The sequence below is a fragment of the Nocardioides campestrisoli genome (genome assembly GCF_013624435.2).
Lineage (GTDB): Bacteria > Actinomycetota > Actinomycetes > Propionibacteriales > Nocardioidaceae > Nocardioides > Nocardioides campestrisoli.
In genome coordinates this window covers 176,066-191,626 of sequence record NZ_CP061768.1, presented here as the reverse complement: position 1 = coordinate 191,626, position 15,561 = coordinate 176,066, and the positions used below count along the sequence as shown (strand labels likewise).

Below are 15,561 nucleotides of genomic sequence, written 5' to 3'. Positions count from 1 at the left end.
TCCGCCTTCCCAGTCCCGTCGCCGAGCGGCAGACTCGCCCCATGCAGTACGTCGTCCTCCTGCGCGGGATCAACGTCGGCGGTCGCAACAAGGTGGCGATGCCGGCGTTGCGCGACCACCTGGGCGAGCACTTCGGTGCCGTGCGCAGCTACATCCAGTCCGGCAACGTGCTGCTGGAGTCCGACCGGTCCGCGGCCCAGGTGGCCGCGCACATCGAGCAGAGCCTGCCGACGGCGTTCGCCCTCGACTCCGCACTGGTCCGGGTGCTGGTGCTCGACGAGGACGCCTACCGCCGGGTGGTCGCGCAGGCGCCGCCCGGCTTCGGCGACGACCCGGAGACCTACCGGTACGACGTGGGGTTCTACCTGGGCGCCACCCGCGACGAGGTGGAGCCGCACCTGGTGGCCAACCCCGAGGTCGACGAGGTGGTCTGCGGCGACCTGGCGTTCTACCACCGCCGGGTGATCGCGCTCGCCTCGCGCAGCTGGCTGACCCGGATCATCGGCAAGCCGGTCTACGGCTCGCTCACGCTGCGCAACTGGCGGACGACCACGACGCTGCACGGCATGCTCGACGCCCCGGCGTAGCCGCGCCTGCCCTGCTGCGCATCCCGACCAGAACCTTGCCTGCGGAAGTGACCCGTGCCACCGTCGCGGCCATGAGTGACGAGCAGAGCCAGCCGCCCGACAGCCCGCAGGACGACGCCCGGAGCAAACGGATGGCGATGGGGATGGTGTTCGGCCTGATGGCCGGGGTCGTGCTCTCCCTGCTGATCGACAGCTGGGCGTACCTCGGCGTCGGCGTGGCCCTGGGCGTGGCGTTCGGCGCGATCCCGATGGGCACCAAGGACGCCACCGAGGAGTAGGACGACCGCGGGCGAATCCCTCTGGCGCCCGGCCCCGGCCTGCTCCAAGATCGGAACATGAGGGTCCTGGTGCTGGGTGGGACGAGGTTCGTCGGACGCGCTCTCGTCGAGGAGGCGCTTCGTCGCGGCGACGAGGTGACCGTGGTCAACCGCGGGACCGCTGCGCCACCCGAGGGGGCCCGGACGCTCCAGGCCGACCGCCGGGTCCCCGGCTCGCTCGGCGCCGCCTTCGACGAGGCCGACGCCGAGTGGGACGCCGTCGTGGACACCTGGTCCGCGGAGCCCGCGGTAGTCCGCGACGCCGTCCGGGTGCTGAGGGGTCGGGTGGACCACTACGGCTACGTCTCCAGCCGCTCGGTCTACCGGTGGCCGCTCCCGGTCGGCCTCGACGAGAGCGCCCCGGTGGTCGACAGCGACCCGGCGAGCACCGACCAGTCCGACTACGCGGCCGCCAAGCGGGGCGGTGAGCTCGCGGTGCTCGACGGCTTCGGCGACCGGTGCCTGCTGGCCCGCGCCGGCCTCATCCTCGGCCCGTACGAGGACGTGGGCCGGCTGCCCTGGTGGCTGGACCGGATCGCGCGCGGCGGGCGGGTGCCCGCGCCGGGTCCGGCCGAGCGCCCCCTCCAGTACGTCGACGCGCGCGACCTGGGGCGGTGGATGCTCGACGCCGCCGACCGCGGGGTGACCGGGGCGTTCAACACGGTGAGCCGGCCCGGTCACGCCACCATGGGCAGCCTGCTCGAGGCCTGCCGCACGGCGATCGGCGCGGACGGACCGGACCGGACGGTCGCCGACCTGGCGTGGCTCTCCCCCGAGGCCGTCGCGAAGGCGGGGGCGACCGGGTGGGCCGACCTGCCGATCTGGGTGCCGCCCACCGGGGAGCTGGCCGGGCTGCACGACGGCGACGTCGCCGCGGCGTACGCCGCCGGGCTCACCTGCCGGCCGGTCGAGGAGACCGTCGCCGACACCTGGCGCTGGCTGCGGACCGAGGGCGGGCTCCCGTCGCGGGCCGACCGGCCGCCGCTGGGGCTGACCCCGGAGGTGGAGGCGGCGCTGGCCGCTGCCGCGCGCTGATCGGGCGCCGCTGGGAGGAGGCTCACCGTGTGCGGGCCGCCGCGCTCGGGTAGGGAGTGCGCGATGGCTACTCCTGAACCTGACGGCTGCGTGCGCGTCCGCGGCGCCCGTGAGCACAACCTCCGCGACGTCGACGTCGACCTGCCCCGCGACGCGATCGTCGCCTTCACCGGCGTCTCCGGGTCCGGCAAGTCGTCGCTCGCCTTCGGCACCTTGTACGCCGAGGCGCAGCGCCGCTACTTCGAGTCGGTCGCGCCGTATGCCAGACGCCTGCTCCAGCAGGTCGGCGTCCCGCACGTGGAGGAGATCACCGGGCTGCCGCCGGCGGTGGCGCTCCAGCAGCGGCGCGGCGCGGCGAGCTCGCGGTCCACGGTCGGCACCATCACCACGCTGTCCAACCTGCTGCGCATCCTCTACTCCCGCGCCGGCGACTACCCCGACGACGCGGAGCACCTGGCCGCCGAGGCGTTCTCCCCCAACACCGCGGCCGGGGCGTGCCCGACCTGCTCCGGCCTCGGGGTGGTGCACGACGTCGCCGAGGAGCTGCTCGTCCCGGATGACTCGCTGAGCATCCGCGAGGGCGCGATCGCCGCGTGGCCCGGCGCCTGGCAGGCGCACAACCTGCGGCGGATCGTGAAGAACCTCGGCATCGACGTCGACAAGCCGTGGCGCGAGCTGAGTCGTCGTGACCAGGAGTGGCTGCTCTTCACCGACGAGCAGCCGCGGGTGCTGATCCGCCCGCAGGACAAGGACGGCGGCGGGGGCCGCGACTACATGGGCACCTTCCGCAGCGCCCGGCGGCACGTGCGCCAGGTGCTCACCGGGTCGGGCAGCGAGAAGATGCGCGCCGACATGCAGCGGTTCGTCCGCAGCACGCCGTGCCACGACTGCGCGGGCAGCGGGATCCGGCCCGACGCGCTGCGGGTGACGTTCGCCGGGATGTCGATCGCGGAGGCGAACGCGCTGCCGCTCACCGAGCTGGTGGAGCGGCTGCGCCCTGCGGCCGCCGGGCACGAGGACGACGCCGCCACCCGGCTGGGCGGCGACCTGGTCGCCCGGATCGAGGTGCTGCTCGGGCTGGGGCTGGGCTACCTGGCGCTGGGCCGCAGCTCGACCACGCTGTCGCCGGGCGAGGGGCAGCGGCTGCGGATCGCCACCCAGCTGCGCTCGGGGCTCTTCGGGGTCGTCTACGTGCTCGATGAGCCGTCCGCGGGGCTGCACCCAGCCGACGCCGAGCCGCTGCTCGCGCTGCTCGATGACCTCAAGGCCGCGGGCAACACGCTGTTCGTGGTGGAGCACGACATGGACGTCGTACGCCGTGCCGACTGGGTCGTCGACATCGGCCCGGGCGCCGGGGAGAAGGGCGGTCAGGTGCTCTACTCCGGACCGGTCGCCGGGCTCGAGTCGGTGGCGGAGTCGGCCACCTCGGAGCACCTCTTCGGGCGGGCGCCTCGGCTGGAGAGGGAGCCGCGGGAGCCCTCGGGCTGGCTGCACCTGGTCGGCGTCTCCCGGCACAACCTGCGCGACGTCTCCCTCGACCTGCCGCTCGGCGCGATGACCGCGGTCACCGGGGTGTCGGGCTCGGGCAAGTCGACGCTGGCCGTGCAGGTGCTCGGCGAGGTCGTACGCCGCCACCTCGGGATGGCGCCGCTGGCGCTGGCCTCGGACGGGGACGACGAGGAGGAGGTCTTCACCGGGGAGGTCGACGTACGGGAGGCCCGTGGGGTCGACGCCTTCGACCGGCTGGTGGTGGTCGACCAGAAGCCGATCGGCCGGACGCCGCGGTCGAACCTGGCGACGTACACCGGGCTCTTCGACGCGGTGCGCAAGGTCTTCGCGGCGACGCCGCTGGCCAAGGAGCGGGGGTACGGCGCCGGCCGGTTCTCCTTCAACGTCGCCGAGGGGCGGTGCGAGAAGTGCCAGGGCGAGGGGTTCGTCTCCGTCGAGCTGGTCTTCCTGCCCAGCACCTATGCGCCCTGCCCGGAGTGCGGCGGGGCGCGCTACAACCCCGAGACGCTCGAGGTGACCTACCGGGACCGGAGCATCGCCGACGTGCTCGGGATGCCCGTGGATGAGGCTGCTGTGTTCTTGGCCGACGTCCCCGCCGCCGCACGCGGGCTCGCCGCGCTGCAGTCGGTGGGGCTCGGCTACCTGCGGCTCGGGCAGCCGGCCACCGAGCTCAGCGGCGGGGAGGCGCAGCGGATCAAGCTCGCCACCGAGCTGCAGCGGGCGAACCGCGGCCACACCCTCTACCTGCTCGACGAGCCGACGTCAGGCCTGCACCCGTCCGACACCGCGCTGCTGGTCCGGCAGCTGCACCGGCTGGTGGACGCGGGTAACACCGTGGTGCTGGTCGAGCACGACCTGGACACGATCGCGTCGGCGGACTGGGTGGTGGATATGGGGCCGGGTGGTGGGGACGCCGGGGGGCAGGTGGTGGCGACGGGGACGCCGTACGCCGTGGCGGAAGCCGGGGCGGGGGTCACGGCGAAGTACCTGGCGCCGCGGTTCGCGAGGTGATCTCATCTGAGCTCTTCCCCCTACCCTGAGGCGGCCCACCGTGGATCTTCCCGACCTTGGTTCACTCATCGGACCGATGCTCAGCGCCTCGGACGACGTCGTGCACGCGTCCGGCGCCGGCGTGGAGGCGGGCGTCCACTGGCCAGAGGAGTACTGGCGGTGGCGCGGAGCGTCGCGCTTGGCGGCTGACGGCCGCGTGGTCACCTCTGGCCCTGAAGGCACACGGGTCCGGATGCCCAACGGGTACGCCGACAGCACGCCGCGGCCCTCAGATTGGCTCGGCTGGACCGACCGCCTCCTGCATCCGCGTCACCTGTACCTGTGGGGCCGCACCGGCGAGGACTGGCGACTCGGCGACGTCATCGGTTGGTCGCGCGAGGTGGAGGATACCGTCGAGGTAAGCGTGCATCACCTCACTGACGGGCGCGTGGGAGCTGCCCACGTCCACCCCGCTTCCGGCAGGGTCATGTCTCTCTCGCTCCCCGGCTGGGTCACCTGGGAACTGACGTCGGTGGACGACGCCCCCGACGTTGGGGCTTGGCCGTTGCGTCGGTGGTTCGAGGGCGTGCTGCCGAACAACTGTTTTAGCTGACCAGCCCGGCACGGAAGAGTCGGGCGAGTAGCCCATTCCACCCAGAATGCCGGCGCGAACCCCATCACTATGAGGCGGCCGAGACCTGCAAATGAGGTGGCTCACCCTTGCCCGAAGCCCTCGTCCCTCAGGAAGCCGGCCAAAGTCACGCTTTCGACACTGAACTCGGCGCACACGTTCGGGATCTTCGGGCGCTTCCTGCCGTGCGGTCCCCACAGATATAACGTCTACCCTCAAGGCAAGTGGTCATTTACGGCTGGCGAACTGGTCTCCGAGCAAGCTGACCCCCCCGGACATCCAGTTCTTCCCCCAGCGTGGGAAGAGGCTGTTCACGGAACGCTTCGTCGCGGCCCTCTCGGCTGCCGAAGCGCGCGGCAATTTAAGCCGCTCCCACTCTAGCTCGGCCTCTAGCAGGTCTAGTTCGGCGTCGGCTATTCGGTTCTCCTCACGGTGGGATACCAGCGACGCAATCTTGAATCCGAGCAGGGGCTCAAGTTCCTCCAGGACCCATCCCAGGCGCCCGGTGAGTTCCCAGGTGACCATTGCGCAGATGAGCGCGAACCTGCGCGACTCCGGGCAGTCGTCCGGGGGCACCCGATTCGCCTCAGCCAGCACCGCTGTCAGCATCTCATAGAGCTTCTTAGATTCACCGTAAGAAAAGTGCGGCTTTTCGCTACCATCCATCTCCAGGTGCACTTCATTCAGGCTTGGCGGGATAGCCCCCTCAAGAACTCCAGCAGCAAGAATAGCCTTCCCGGCAGGCCGCGGAGCGCCCCCTACTGCAGAAGCAAACCACTTTTTGTCAAGAGCCGAGTCAAGTTCAGTGATACCCAAGTAGTGCTTCCCGTAGAAGCGAGTCCATTCGTCTTGAATACCGCCATTCGCTAACGCCTGACTCCAGCAGGAACTCAGCAGTTCTTCCCACTCATGGCCGCGCTGGACCACGCCTGTTTCAAGCGAGAACTCGGCCCACGATCTCAGCAGGGTGTTCGTTCTTCGGGGAGACAGCCCTGCATCCTCAGGTCTGCCGATCTCAGATGGATTAAGGGCATACGCCCCAACTCGCTCCCTAGGGTTGCGCGGCAGCGCAAACAGGTGACTCGAGATTGTTGTTGCGTTTGCGTTCCAATCGCCTGAAAGGGTCGAGAACGCCTCTTCGATCATTTCGTCAAGATGTCGTGGGCGCAAGTTCAGAACTCCGGCAATTCGCAAACGAAGCGGCAGCAAGGTGCCAACGGTTCGTTCCTTGTCCTTCAGCGCGTTGATAATGTCACGAACTCGATCACGCTGGCCTGCTTCGGCCGCACTGACGATAAGTTCCGGAAGGACGGATCCTGGGTTCTTCCGGTACGTCCCGTAGATGATGTCCGCAACTCGCGCAGTATCCGAGATCGTTCGCACAGTTCCTTCGGCTGCGAAGTACTCCATGAAGGTGCGGTGCGTGAAAACGAAGACCCGCTCTCCGTGACGGGTTCCATCCACCCCGAGTAACCACGCGCGATCCGCGCAGAACTCAAGGAATGCGCTCGCCCGCTGGCGTGAATATCCTTGGAGAACCCCGGCGCTGTCCCGTAGGTACCCGGCAATCACGTCCCGCAGTTGACGCTCCTCTATACCCACTTGAACGCTTTCGCTCCGGAAGAAGAACATTGCGATCTCTTCCATAATATCTTGGCCGTGATTAATGTGATCCGCCGGCTGGTCGATGTCACGCATTGAGTCCCAGCGGCGAAACAGGAGGTCGGCGCAATCGGAATATACGGACCGGCGATTTCGTGGAATATGGCCACGATTCTTATAGAGCGCACACAGGAGCGAGAGCATCAGTGGGTTTTCTGCGAGCTCAGGGGATGCCGCAACTTCCTTCATAAACGGCTCAACGCGCTCTAATCCCCCCTCCTCGCCGGAGAACCACTTTTCGGCATATTCTCGCGTTTGGGCAAGCGTGAAGGGGCGAAGCCTGAACCGGCTAAATGTTCGATCAAGGGGCGCATCTTCGTATCCCACTTCACGGCAAGTGACCAGAATTGCGCTAAGTGGATACTGTCTCGAGAAACTTTGAATTTGTGCTACCACTTTGATTCTCTTAGACTTTTCGAGCGCTTCGTCAAGTCCGTCGAAAATCACATATGCCCTACCCAGCAGCAGCAGTGTTTCAACATCGCTGCGGTCGACCAAAGTATCTTGATACAGTCGCTGCACGGCGGTGACCAGTTCATCTAAGATTAGGTTCTCAGCACTGAGTTCACGGACGCGAATCAAGAGCGGGGCTTGCGATTCGCTTTCGTCAGCGATCATAGTCATGATGTGTTGGGTCAATGTGCTTTTGCCGTCGCCTGGGTGCCCTGTGACCACTGCGCGTACTCTGCGACCAAAACCAATCGCGCTGCGTGTTGGGACATTTTCGCCTTCAAGGGTTTGCAGGTCCCGCTGGATATAGAGATCTCCGAGTGTTTTGTCGTCATGAGACTCCAGGGAGTGATGAGAGATCCATATTTCCGAAGCGCCCGACAGCTTGGCTTCGTATCTCCTGAGATCGTTCGGCAACCCGGGAGAGAAGCGCGATGTCGGTGGCAACTTCTAAATACCGACGTAGCCATCTGGGATGGCTTGCAGGGCCCCCGGAAATCGGGAAGGCGACTTTTCGCTCAAGAAGTTGGTTGCGTTCCTCTGAGGAAAGAACGCCTGAAGATTCTTCAGGCAGGAGTTCATCAATACGTTTAATTAGGGCGGTCCACAAGGGTTCGATTTGATATGCGAAGATTGACTCGTTGTCGATCGCCGAGGAGAAGACGTCAACAAAGGATTTGTTGAGGTCCGCAAATTGTCCCGTTTGGTCCTCAGGTGGATAGAGTGCGCGTATATAGCAAGCAGCCTCCACCAGCATGAGAATGTTTGGGTGATTCAGAACCTGTGTGATCTTTCGGAATTGCGCCTCGGTCAGGATTACTTCATCAAGAAAGTCCACGGCGAAAGCAGAGTTGGGCATAGGCAGTGCGACTAGTTGAGGGTCCTCGGTTAAGACGTGCCAAGTTCGCGAAATCGCACGCGCGACTAGATCGCCCAGTGACGATGTCAGCATCCCGAGTGTGAAGGGGTCCACGAATACTCCATCCAGAAGAGCCGCGCTGCTGGCAGTCGCGGCGAGCCTTGTAGCCCGCGTTTGCGCTGACCCGTTATCAGGCTCATCGCAATGAGAGTGTAGGAGTCGGGGTCGCAACCCGCCGGCCCCAAGCAGGCTACTGGCGATTCAGCTGGTCCGGTTGCGGAACCCGAGTGCTGATCCACGCAAATGCTCCAGCCCGTCGTCCGTGGCTTCGGTGGGTCCGTGGGACGTGCATCGCTCCGCCGCGAATGCTGCTCTCGTCAGAACCACAAGAACCTGGCAGCCAGCGGTGTCGGTAGCTACGAGCATGCTGCTGGTTGTGCTGACCGCCGAACGTCTACTCCGTGTCTACGACACCAACGATGCAACCGTGCCCCTGGCCCCCTCGGGGGTTCCCGCCTTGGATGGGCTTACCGGAGGGATGGCGCCTGGCCGTGTCTGGATCGTGGTCGGGACGCCCGGCCAGGGGCGGACGACCCTCATGGCCCAATGGGCCGCGGCCATCGCTCTCGAAGAACGGCAGCACGTCCATCTGGTCACCCCCAGCGAGGCGCCGGCCGCGATCGCGGCCCGGCTGCTCTCCCTCACTGGTCACCTCCCACTCGGACAGCTCGCTGCGCACAGCACGAACAGCTCGCACGCGGAGTCGCTCGCTTGGGCAAAGGAGAGGGTTGCCGCTATGGCACTGAGCCTGTTCGCCGAGGGCGAGGACACCTACGTGCCTGAGGTACACCCGTTTCGGGCTCCGACGACCCCGACTGCGCTTGTCATAGACGACGCGGACTTGGTGGGTGGAGTGACGCCCACCGCAGCCAAGCGGTGGTCGGACGCGGGTTTGTTCGTCCTCCTCTCCCTACCTCGGCATCTTGTACTGACTGATTCATCGTCTGAGGCCGACATCGACCCCGCCTGGGGGCGCGTGTCGGACGTGGTGCTCGAGGTCCGTCATCGCGGATTGTCGAATAGCCGGGCAGCGCCCGGGGACGCCGAACTTCAGGTGCACTACAACCGCCGGGGTCACACGCGCACCGTTCCGGTCGTGCACCAAGCTCACTTTTCGCGCTTCGTGGACCCGCAACCCTGAGGATCCCTTGCGTACTCGCGAGGGGCAACCGCGGCGAATCGCCAGTTCTTGGGACGGCGCCCACCGCACGGTGCCAAAGTCGATTCATGCGACTTCCTCACCTCCTCCAGAGTCTTGACAATGGGCCAGCCCTTGCGGCTCTTGGGCGCTACTACGGTCCGGACCCGAGCACCCCGACCAGTCCGTTCACCGGCGCGCGCTTCGACACCTGGGACAGCACCGGCACCCGGTGGGAGGACCGAAACCGCTTTACCGCCGACGATCTCGTCGCGGTCACGTTCTTGTCGGTGAACGTGCCGGCAGAAGCAGCGATCAAGCTGCTCGACACCGACGCGCAGCGGTTCACCGATCTACTGGAAGCTCTCGGCGACGACCGCGACCTGGTCGACGAAGGCGAAGCGTGGAGTGATGACTGGGCGGGATGGCTCCTCTGGAGTGAGTTGATGGACCTGCCTGGCGTAGGGGCCACGACGGCCAGCAAGTTGCTGGCACGCAAGCGCCCGCGTCTCCGGCCCATCTACGACACCGTCGTCGCCAGAGTCGTCGGCTCGGAGACGCTCTGGGAACCGCTCCGAGCGCTTCTCAACGCACACCCTGAGTTGCATGAGCGTCTGCTGCACCTCCGCAAAGAGGCGGGCCTCCACGAATCCATTTCAGCGCTGCGCGTCTTCGACGTCGTCACCTGGATGGAAGGGAAGTACGGCGCAGACTCAGCCTGACTTCTCGCTGGGAGGACTTCCTCGTCAGCGGGGGGACACGTTAAAGATGGCCGAGTCCGACGGGGCATACCCCTTGGCCCCTCTGAACCTCAGCCGAAAGTTGATACCTCCCAGGGCACCGTTGGGGTTCGACACCCAATGAGCGATCCCCTTGTGGTTCGTCCGCTTGGGGACGTCGTAGTCGGCCCATCCGGGGAGGTCCCACCACAACTCGATCCGCTGACCTGACACCGGCTTGCCACCGCTGGTCAGGCGACCGGTCCATTGCCAGCCTCGTGGGCCATAGGGCGACTTCTGCACCACCAGCGCTGTCGTGGCCGGGAAAGTCACCTTCAATCGAACGGACGTCGCGCCCGAGCGCGTCTCCACAGGCGACAGGTAATAGTCGTTGACGACCACCTTGACCGAGATTGTGTAGGTGCCGGACGCGAGCTTCCGGCCGCACCGCGGGGCGATGCTCCCCCGGTAGGAGGCGCCCTCCTCCAGCCATGACCGGTCCGTTCCGAACCTTCTGCCCTGCTTGTTCCGCAGCGTCGCTCTCACGTCGTACGAACCGCCGTCCGGGAGGAGACCGGGGGCCACGGAGTACCTGATCGGCCTACATGCGCTTCCGTCGATCTTGACGGTGCCATTAGCCACGGTGACGGCGATCGAGCTCGTGGTTCGACCAGTCGCGGTCGAGCTCGACGCCGGGGGGAGCGGGGCGAGGAGTAGCCCCATAAGGAACAAACACAGGACACGGACAGTGGACAAGAGGTCCTCTTTCAGGATGCTCACTGCATTCGCGGGTGCCACTGCGCTCACGCTATCCGGGTGGGACTCCGCGCGACCCAAGATCGAGTCAGGCAGGTGGAAGTTTCGACGCCAACAACCGGTACGTCCCGTCGATCGCCTCCACATCGAGCGGACCCTCCGCCTGGAGCAGCGGGACGAGCTTCTTCGGCCACAGCACGTGCATCTCGCGGATGGTGAAGGAGCCTCCGATCAGCGGCCAGTCGGCTGCCACGAAGCAGAGTGCCCCTCGCACCGGGGCGTCGCCTCCGAGCGCGTCCCTCACGACGTCCATCTGCTTGAGCACGCCGTCGACCACCTTCGTGCAGTCGCGCCGGCCGACGAGGAGCTTCCCCACTCGAGGCCGCAGCAGTCCACCCTCGACCTTGAGCTGCGGACGTCCGGCGTACTTCTTGGCGTCGATGACGAACACGCCCGTCGGGGTGACGGCGAGGTGGTCGATGTTGGCGCGGCTTCCCGGGATCCGACGATCGTGCAGGACACGCAGCCGGTCGGTGGCCAGCGCGTTCAGCCGCTGGCCACACCGCTCCTCACCGGACGCCCCGGTGCTCCAAGCAGTCGTCGACTGGGGCTCGTCGGACAGGGCGTGCAACAAGCCGCCGATGCGTGGGTGCTTCTCACGGATGCGCTGCTCACGCCGTTGCGCACGGCGCTCGAACTCCCGGCGGGCCGAGGCCCCCGGAGTGCCCGGATCGATCGGTGAGTCCAGCACGGGTTCGGGTACCGGGGCCTCGTCGTGGGTGAGGCACCGCACCCTCTTGGTGGAACGGTCGTACACAGCCGTCGCCTTGGCAGGGAGCGCGACGGCACAAACGCTGCACACCCCTTCGTACCGCAGGCGCATCGTCTTCTCGTCCGGCACCGCCTGCTCGCTCACCCCGCGACGGTAGCTGCGAAAGACAGCCCGCGACCTGGGTTCACGTGAGAAGGACGATCCGAACGGCAAGGCGGGTGAGGGAGCACTTTGCGGATCCTCTGGCTGAGCACCGATTCGCCGCTACGGTGCCAGGCATGGCCAGGGGGGATTGCGAGCTCGCGTTCTGCGCGGCCGCCGCGGAGGACGGCATCGAGCTCACCCGCGCCAAGGTGCCGTGGCTCAACCAACGAGGCCATCTCGGTCTGCCTGTCGGGGCGTCCGCCGCGGTCCCCGTAATGGAGGAGATCTTCTCGGCACTCGGCGGGATCGATGTCGAGCAAGCAGGTAAGCGTCTGACCGCGCTGCCGGGCGACTTCGTCCATCTCCCGACCGGAGTCTTCATCGAGGTGGACGAGAGCCAGCACTTCACCTCGTACCGACTGACGACCCTGGCGCTCTACCCTCCTGCCACGGTGCTCGGCTACGACCTGGACGAGTACCGGGAGCTCTGCGAGCGGTGGGTCCCGCGCTCGGACCGGTACCGCCAGGCGAAGGCGGCCATCGGATTCGGTTCTGGAGGTCGTCAGAGACAGCGCGCCTATCACGACGCTCTCCGCGATCTGGTCAACCCAGCGATGGGTCACACCCTCATCCGCGCGGCCGCACCAGACCGCGACGGAAGCGCTGCCTACGAAGCGGTGCGCTCAAGGCTGCGGGTTGCGTGCGGTGTCTGAGCCGCCGTCCATGCCCCCAGAGTCTTCGAGACCCGCCGCCTCGTCCTGCGCGCCTGCACCTCGGACGACGCCGCGTTCCTGGCAGACCTGTACGCGGACCGAGAGGTTGCGCGCTTCATCGGAGGAGATCGGCTCACCGCCGAGAGCGCAGCGAGGCATGCGCAGAAGTTCGCGGCCGTGTGGCGTTCTCATGGCTATGGACAGTCGATCCTGGTCGACAAGTCATCCGGCGAGCAGATCGGACGAGTAGGGCTGCATCCGTGGCCGGAGTGGGACGAGCTCGAGCTCGGCTGGGTCCTGGCCCGGCGCAGCCAAGGTCGTGGACTGGCCCAGGAGGCTGCCCAAGCCTGGCTCGCGTGGGCATCAGACGTACACCCGGCGCCGTACCTCACGGCGGTCATCCACCCGGACAACCACGCGAGCATCCGGCTGGCCGAGCGGCTCTCCTTCACCTTCTTGCGCCCCGACGTGACGCCGTGGAGCGACGCCGTGATCTATCGCCACGACCTTTCCGCGAGGCCGGGCGCCAGCTGATCAGCGGCGGCTACGCCGTCGGATCGATGCAGGCCGCCTCAGCGTCCCGGCCGCGTCAAGCCTTCCTCCACCTCGTCGCGCTCCGCCGAGCCGAACGCGTCCGCCGTGATGACCGCGATCATCACGATCCCGGCGACCACCGCCGCCGACGCCGACGCCGCAGCGTCGGCGTACACCCAGCCGGCACCGAGGCCGACCGCGCCGATCCCCGCCATGACAGCCCCCAGCCTCGTGAACATGGGCGTGGCGAAGGCCGTCGCGAAGGGCAGGAAGTGCAACCCCACCGCCACCACGATGAGGGCGGGCCGCAGCTCGTCGCGACCAGCCTGGTCCAGGAGCGCACTGCCGAGGCGGATCAGGAGCAGCATCCCGACGACACTGCCCACGTAGACCAGCCCGGCGTACCTCCCGATCGGAGCAGGCGCCTCGAACCATCGCGGGGCGACGAGCACGAACCACAGGTAGGCGGCGAAGACCACCAGCCAGACGAGGGCCGCGACGGTCGTCCACGGGTCGCCCAGCTCGCCGCGGTTGACCATCACGAAGACGGTGCCGCCGGCAGCTCCGATGGTCGTGCCCCACACCCGCGGGTCCCACAGCCGCTGCGCTCCGCGTTGCCGCCTGGGACGAGGGGTCTCCTGTGGGGTGGCTCGGCGCATCCGCAGACACTGGCACGCCGACCCCGAACCCGCCAGCCTGAACGATGTCAGAGCGAGGTTGCCAGCCAAGTCGCGGCTGCGGCGAGGACGATCAGCGCCACGTTCATCCCCGACTCTCGCTGCTCTCCGCGGCGCAGGTGCACGCCCATCGCCATCACCTGGAGGACGGTCAACCCGAGAGCGGCCGCCACGGCAAGCTCCACCGCCACACCAGTCAGTGGAGGCAGCACGAGACCGAGGGCGCCGAGCACCTCAACGATGCCGATGAACCTCACCACCGGCATCGGCACGTCGGTCCCGGCCCAAGCCATCATGGGCTGCAGCTGCTCCTGACTACGAAGGATCTTGAGTGCCCCGGCGTAGGCATAGAACGCAGCGAGCAGGGCGGCGATGATCCAGTAGGCGATCTGCATGACGGGGCTCCTTGGTTATCGTCAGTAACGGACCCCATCATGGGTAACCTGATCGAGGCTTACAAAAGGCACATCGGTGTCAGTGACGAACAGGGAAGTCCGTGTCGAAGTACGAGAAGTCATGCCTGATCCGCGGCGACGGTGGTCGCGCGATCCGCGGGATCCTCGACCGGATCGGCGACAAGTGGACCCTGCTGGTCGTGGCGACCTTGGACGGACCACCGCTGCGGTTCTCCGAGCTGCAGACTCGGATCCCCGGCATCTCGCAGCGGATGCTGACCCGGACGGTGCGCAACCTGGAGCGCGACGGCCTGGTGTCCCGGACGGTCTATGCCGAGGTCCCGCCGCGCGTCGAGTACGAACTGACCGCGACCGGCCGGACCCTGATCGAGCCCGCAGTGGCACTCGCCGAGTGGGCGGTTGACCACAATCCGGAGATCGAGCAGAACCAATCTGCCTACGACGCGCGCAGCGAATAGGTCGCCGGCCCACGCAACCTGAGGTCAGGCCACAAGGACGGCGTCAGTTCTCGGCGAAGTACCGCCGCAACCGACGCTGCCGGTGCCTGAAGAACGCGTCGACCACCCACGCGAGCAGAGCAGCGAGACCGGGAAGCGGCAGCCGAGGCTGCAGGGTCACGCGGTCATGCACCCGCGTCCCGCCTGCGACGGGGGTCAGGGTGCGTTCGTGCTCCCAGCGCCGCATGCTCAGCATGCTTGACCGCTCCCGGAACCGCACGCCGGGCTCGACCTCGACCAGGGTGAGGTGGTCGAAGTCGAACGGGAGGAGGCCGAAGAGCCGCAGCCAGGCGCGGCCTACCGGTCGTCCCAGCGGGATCGTCTCGATGGTCAACCCGGCCACTCGGCGCGGCATCGTCATCGTCATCCAGGGGCGCATCTCGTGGTTGATGCCGTCGGGGGTGGACGACTCGTTCCCAGACACGTGCGGGCTCAGCCGGCACGTCGACCTGGTGCTCGATGACCCTGTGCTGCACGCCGCCCCCTTGGCTCATGAAGTGATCGCGCAGTTTCGTCCAGACCTGTGCAGCCGAAGTGTGCCTGTGTGCCCTAGCTGTCGGTCCAGACCCGCGGCTCACCCGGCGTGACGCTCATGTCCCTGAAGGTCGGCACCCTGTTGCGCGTCGCGGGCTTGTAGGGCACCCACACGACGATGGCGATGCCGTCACGATGCTCGAGCTCGACCTGGACTGCGTCGCCTCCGTCGATGAGGACGTCGGAGACGAACGCGAATGCCCGGTTCTCCCGCGCCCTCGCACGTGCTCCGTCGTACACGCCGGCCAGGACCTGTTCCGGCTGCGGGTGTTCTCCCAATCCCTCGTCGGACGCGGTGAGCGACGCCTCCCCGTCGGTCGAGACCGAGGCGCCGAAGGGGTAGAACCGCCCGTTCTTGCCGAGGAGCTCCTGGGCCTGCGGCAGCACGAGGTTGAGGAGACCGTCGAGGTCTTTCTGAGCTGCCGCGGATGCTGTGTCGCGCCAAGAGGTCATGATGCGACTCTGGCACACCGCCCGCCGCACCGACCCCGCCGGCATGGGCCTCGGTGGTGACGTCGGCCTAGTTCTGCCGACGGCCCCGCCGGATCCTGGGTCCTGCGC

At 67.1% G+C, this 15,561-nt stretch carries 18 protein-coding genes; 10 read left to right on the top strand and 8 right to left on the bottom strand.

From position 1 onward, the window contains the following. Window positions 1–41 precede the first annotated feature (41 nt). The 5 genes from H8838_RS00980 to H8838_RS00960 all read left to right on the top strand — a co-directional run bounded on the left by H8838_RS00980 (window position 42) and on the right by H8838_RS00960 (window position 5,051). Window positions 42–587, top strand: a complete 546-nt coding sequence (locus H8838_RS00980; protein ID WP_185995429.1) for a DUF1697 domain-containing protein — start codon at window positions 42–44, stop codon at window positions 585–587. A 71-nt stretch (window positions 588–658) separates the two neighbouring features. Then, window positions 659–865 (top strand): hypothetical protein, encoded by a 207-nt coding sequence (locus H8838_RS00975; RefSeq protein ID WP_181309948.1) that lies wholly within the window; start codon window positions 659–661, stop codon window positions 863–865. Window positions 866–922: 57 nt separating this feature from the next. Continuing rightward, complete coding sequence (locus H8838_RS00970; RefSeq protein WP_185995430.1) at window positions 923–1,939, top strand: NAD-dependent epimerase/dehydratase family protein; 1,017 nt, start codon at window positions 923–925, stop codon at window positions 1,937–1,939. A 63-nt stretch (window positions 1,940–2,002) separates the two neighbouring features. Then, window positions 2,003–4,459, top strand: coding sequence for an excinuclease ABC subunit UvrA (locus H8838_RS00965; RefSeq protein ID WP_185995431.1), 2,457 nt, complete (start codon window positions 2,003–2,005; stop codon window positions 4,457–4,459). Between the two features lie 40 nt (window positions 4,460–4,499). After that, entirely contained in the window at window positions 4,500–5,051 is a 552-nt protein-coding gene (locus H8838_RS00960) for a hypothetical protein (protein ID WP_185995432.1), read from the top strand. 246 nt (window positions 5,052–5,297) lie between these two features. Here H8838_RS00960 and H8838_RS00955 read toward each other — a convergent pair whose 3' ends face one another. Next, on the bottom strand, window positions 5,298–7,598 hold the full coding sequence (locus tag H8838_RS00955) for an NACHT domain-containing protein (RefSeq protein ID WP_185995433.1): 2,301 nt from the start codon (window positions 7,596–7,598) through the stop codon (window positions 5,298–5,300). Further along, a complete protein-coding gene (locus H8838_RS00950) occupies window positions 7,513–8,019 on the bottom strand; it encodes a hypothetical protein (RefSeq protein WP_185995434.1) in 507 nt (168 codons plus the stop codon). The genes H8838_RS00955 and H8838_RS00950 overlap by 86 nt, the downstream gene beginning before the upstream one ends. A 445-nt stretch (window positions 8,020–8,464) precedes the next feature. On the opposite strand from H8838_RS00950, the gene H8838_RS00945 reads away from it, so the two are divergent. Next, a complete protein-coding gene (locus tag H8838_RS00945; RefSeq protein ID WP_185995435.1) occupies window positions 8,465–9,241 on the top strand; it encodes a DnaB-like helicase C-terminal domain-containing protein in 777 nt (258 codons plus the stop codon). A gap of 86 nt (window positions 9,242–9,327) precedes the next feature. Then, complete coding sequence (locus H8838_RS00940; protein WP_185995436.1) at window positions 9,328–9,960, top strand: DUF6308 family protein; 633 nt, start codon at window positions 9,328–9,330, stop codon at window positions 9,958–9,960. Between the two features lie 24 nt (window positions 9,961–9,984). Here the strand turns inward: H8838_RS00940 and H8838_RS00935 are convergent, their stop codons facing one another. Then, window positions 9,985–10,764, bottom strand: coding sequence for a hypothetical protein (locus tag H8838_RS00935; protein ID WP_185995437.1), 780 nt, complete (start codon window positions 10,762–10,764; stop codon window positions 9,985–9,987). A 37-nt stretch (window positions 10,765–10,801) separates the two neighbouring features. Next, window positions 10,802–11,629 (bottom strand): nuclease-related domain-containing protein, encoded by an 828-nt coding sequence (locus H8838_RS00930; protein ID WP_224766305.1) that lies wholly within the window; start codon window positions 11,627–11,629, stop codon window positions 10,802–10,804. Between the two features lie 134 nt (window positions 11,630–11,763). On the opposite strand from H8838_RS00930, the gene H8838_RS00925 reads away from it, so the two are divergent. Together H8838_RS00925 and H8838_RS00920 are read left to right on the top strand one after the other, a co-directional pair. Next, entirely contained in the window at window positions 11,764–12,342 is a 579-nt protein-coding gene (locus tag H8838_RS00925; protein ID WP_224766304.1) for a DUF7255 family protein, read from the top strand. 45 nt (window positions 12,343–12,387) lie between these two features. After that, window positions 12,388–12,876: a GNAT family N-acetyltransferase gene (locus H8838_RS00920; RefSeq protein ID WP_185995606.1), complete on the top strand. Its 489-nt coding sequence runs from the start codon at window positions 12,388–12,390 to the stop codon at window positions 12,874–12,876. A 38-nt stretch (window positions 12,877–12,914) separates the two neighbouring features. On the opposite strand, the gene H8838_RS00915 is transcribed toward H8838_RS00920, so the two are convergent. Continuing rightward, window positions 12,915–13,460: a hypothetical protein gene (locus H8838_RS00915; RefSeq protein ID WP_185995438.1), complete on the bottom strand. Its 546-nt coding sequence runs from the start codon at window positions 13,458–13,460 to the stop codon at window positions 12,915–12,917. A gap of 122 nt (window positions 13,461–13,582) precedes the next feature. After that, window positions 13,583–13,948: a DoxX family protein gene (locus tag H8838_RS00910; protein ID WP_185995439.1), complete on the bottom strand. Its 366-nt coding sequence runs from the start codon at window positions 13,946–13,948 to the stop codon at window positions 13,583–13,585. Window positions 13,949–14,049: 101 nt separating this feature from the next. Here H8838_RS00910 and H8838_RS00905 point away from each other — a divergent pair, with 101 nt between their 5' ends. Then, complete coding sequence (locus H8838_RS00905) at window positions 14,050–14,427, top strand: winged helix-turn-helix transcriptional regulator (protein WP_181309956.1); 378 nt, start codon at window positions 14,050–14,052, stop codon at window positions 14,425–14,427. Window positions 14,428–14,470: 43 nt separating this feature from the next. Here the strand turns inward: H8838_RS00905 and H8838_RS00900 are convergent, their stop codons facing one another. Then, window positions 14,471–14,890 (bottom strand): SRPBCC family protein, encoded by a 420-nt coding sequence (locus H8838_RS00900; RefSeq protein WP_224766303.1) that lies wholly within the window; start codon window positions 14,888–14,890, stop codon window positions 14,471–14,473. 125 nt (window positions 14,891–15,015) lie between these two features. Continuing rightward, window positions 15,016–15,453 (bottom strand): hypothetical protein, encoded by a 438-nt coding sequence (locus tag H8838_RS00895; protein WP_185995440.1) that lies wholly within the window; start codon window positions 15,451–15,453, stop codon window positions 15,016–15,018. Between the last annotated feature and the right edge of the window lie 108 nt (window positions 15,454–15,561).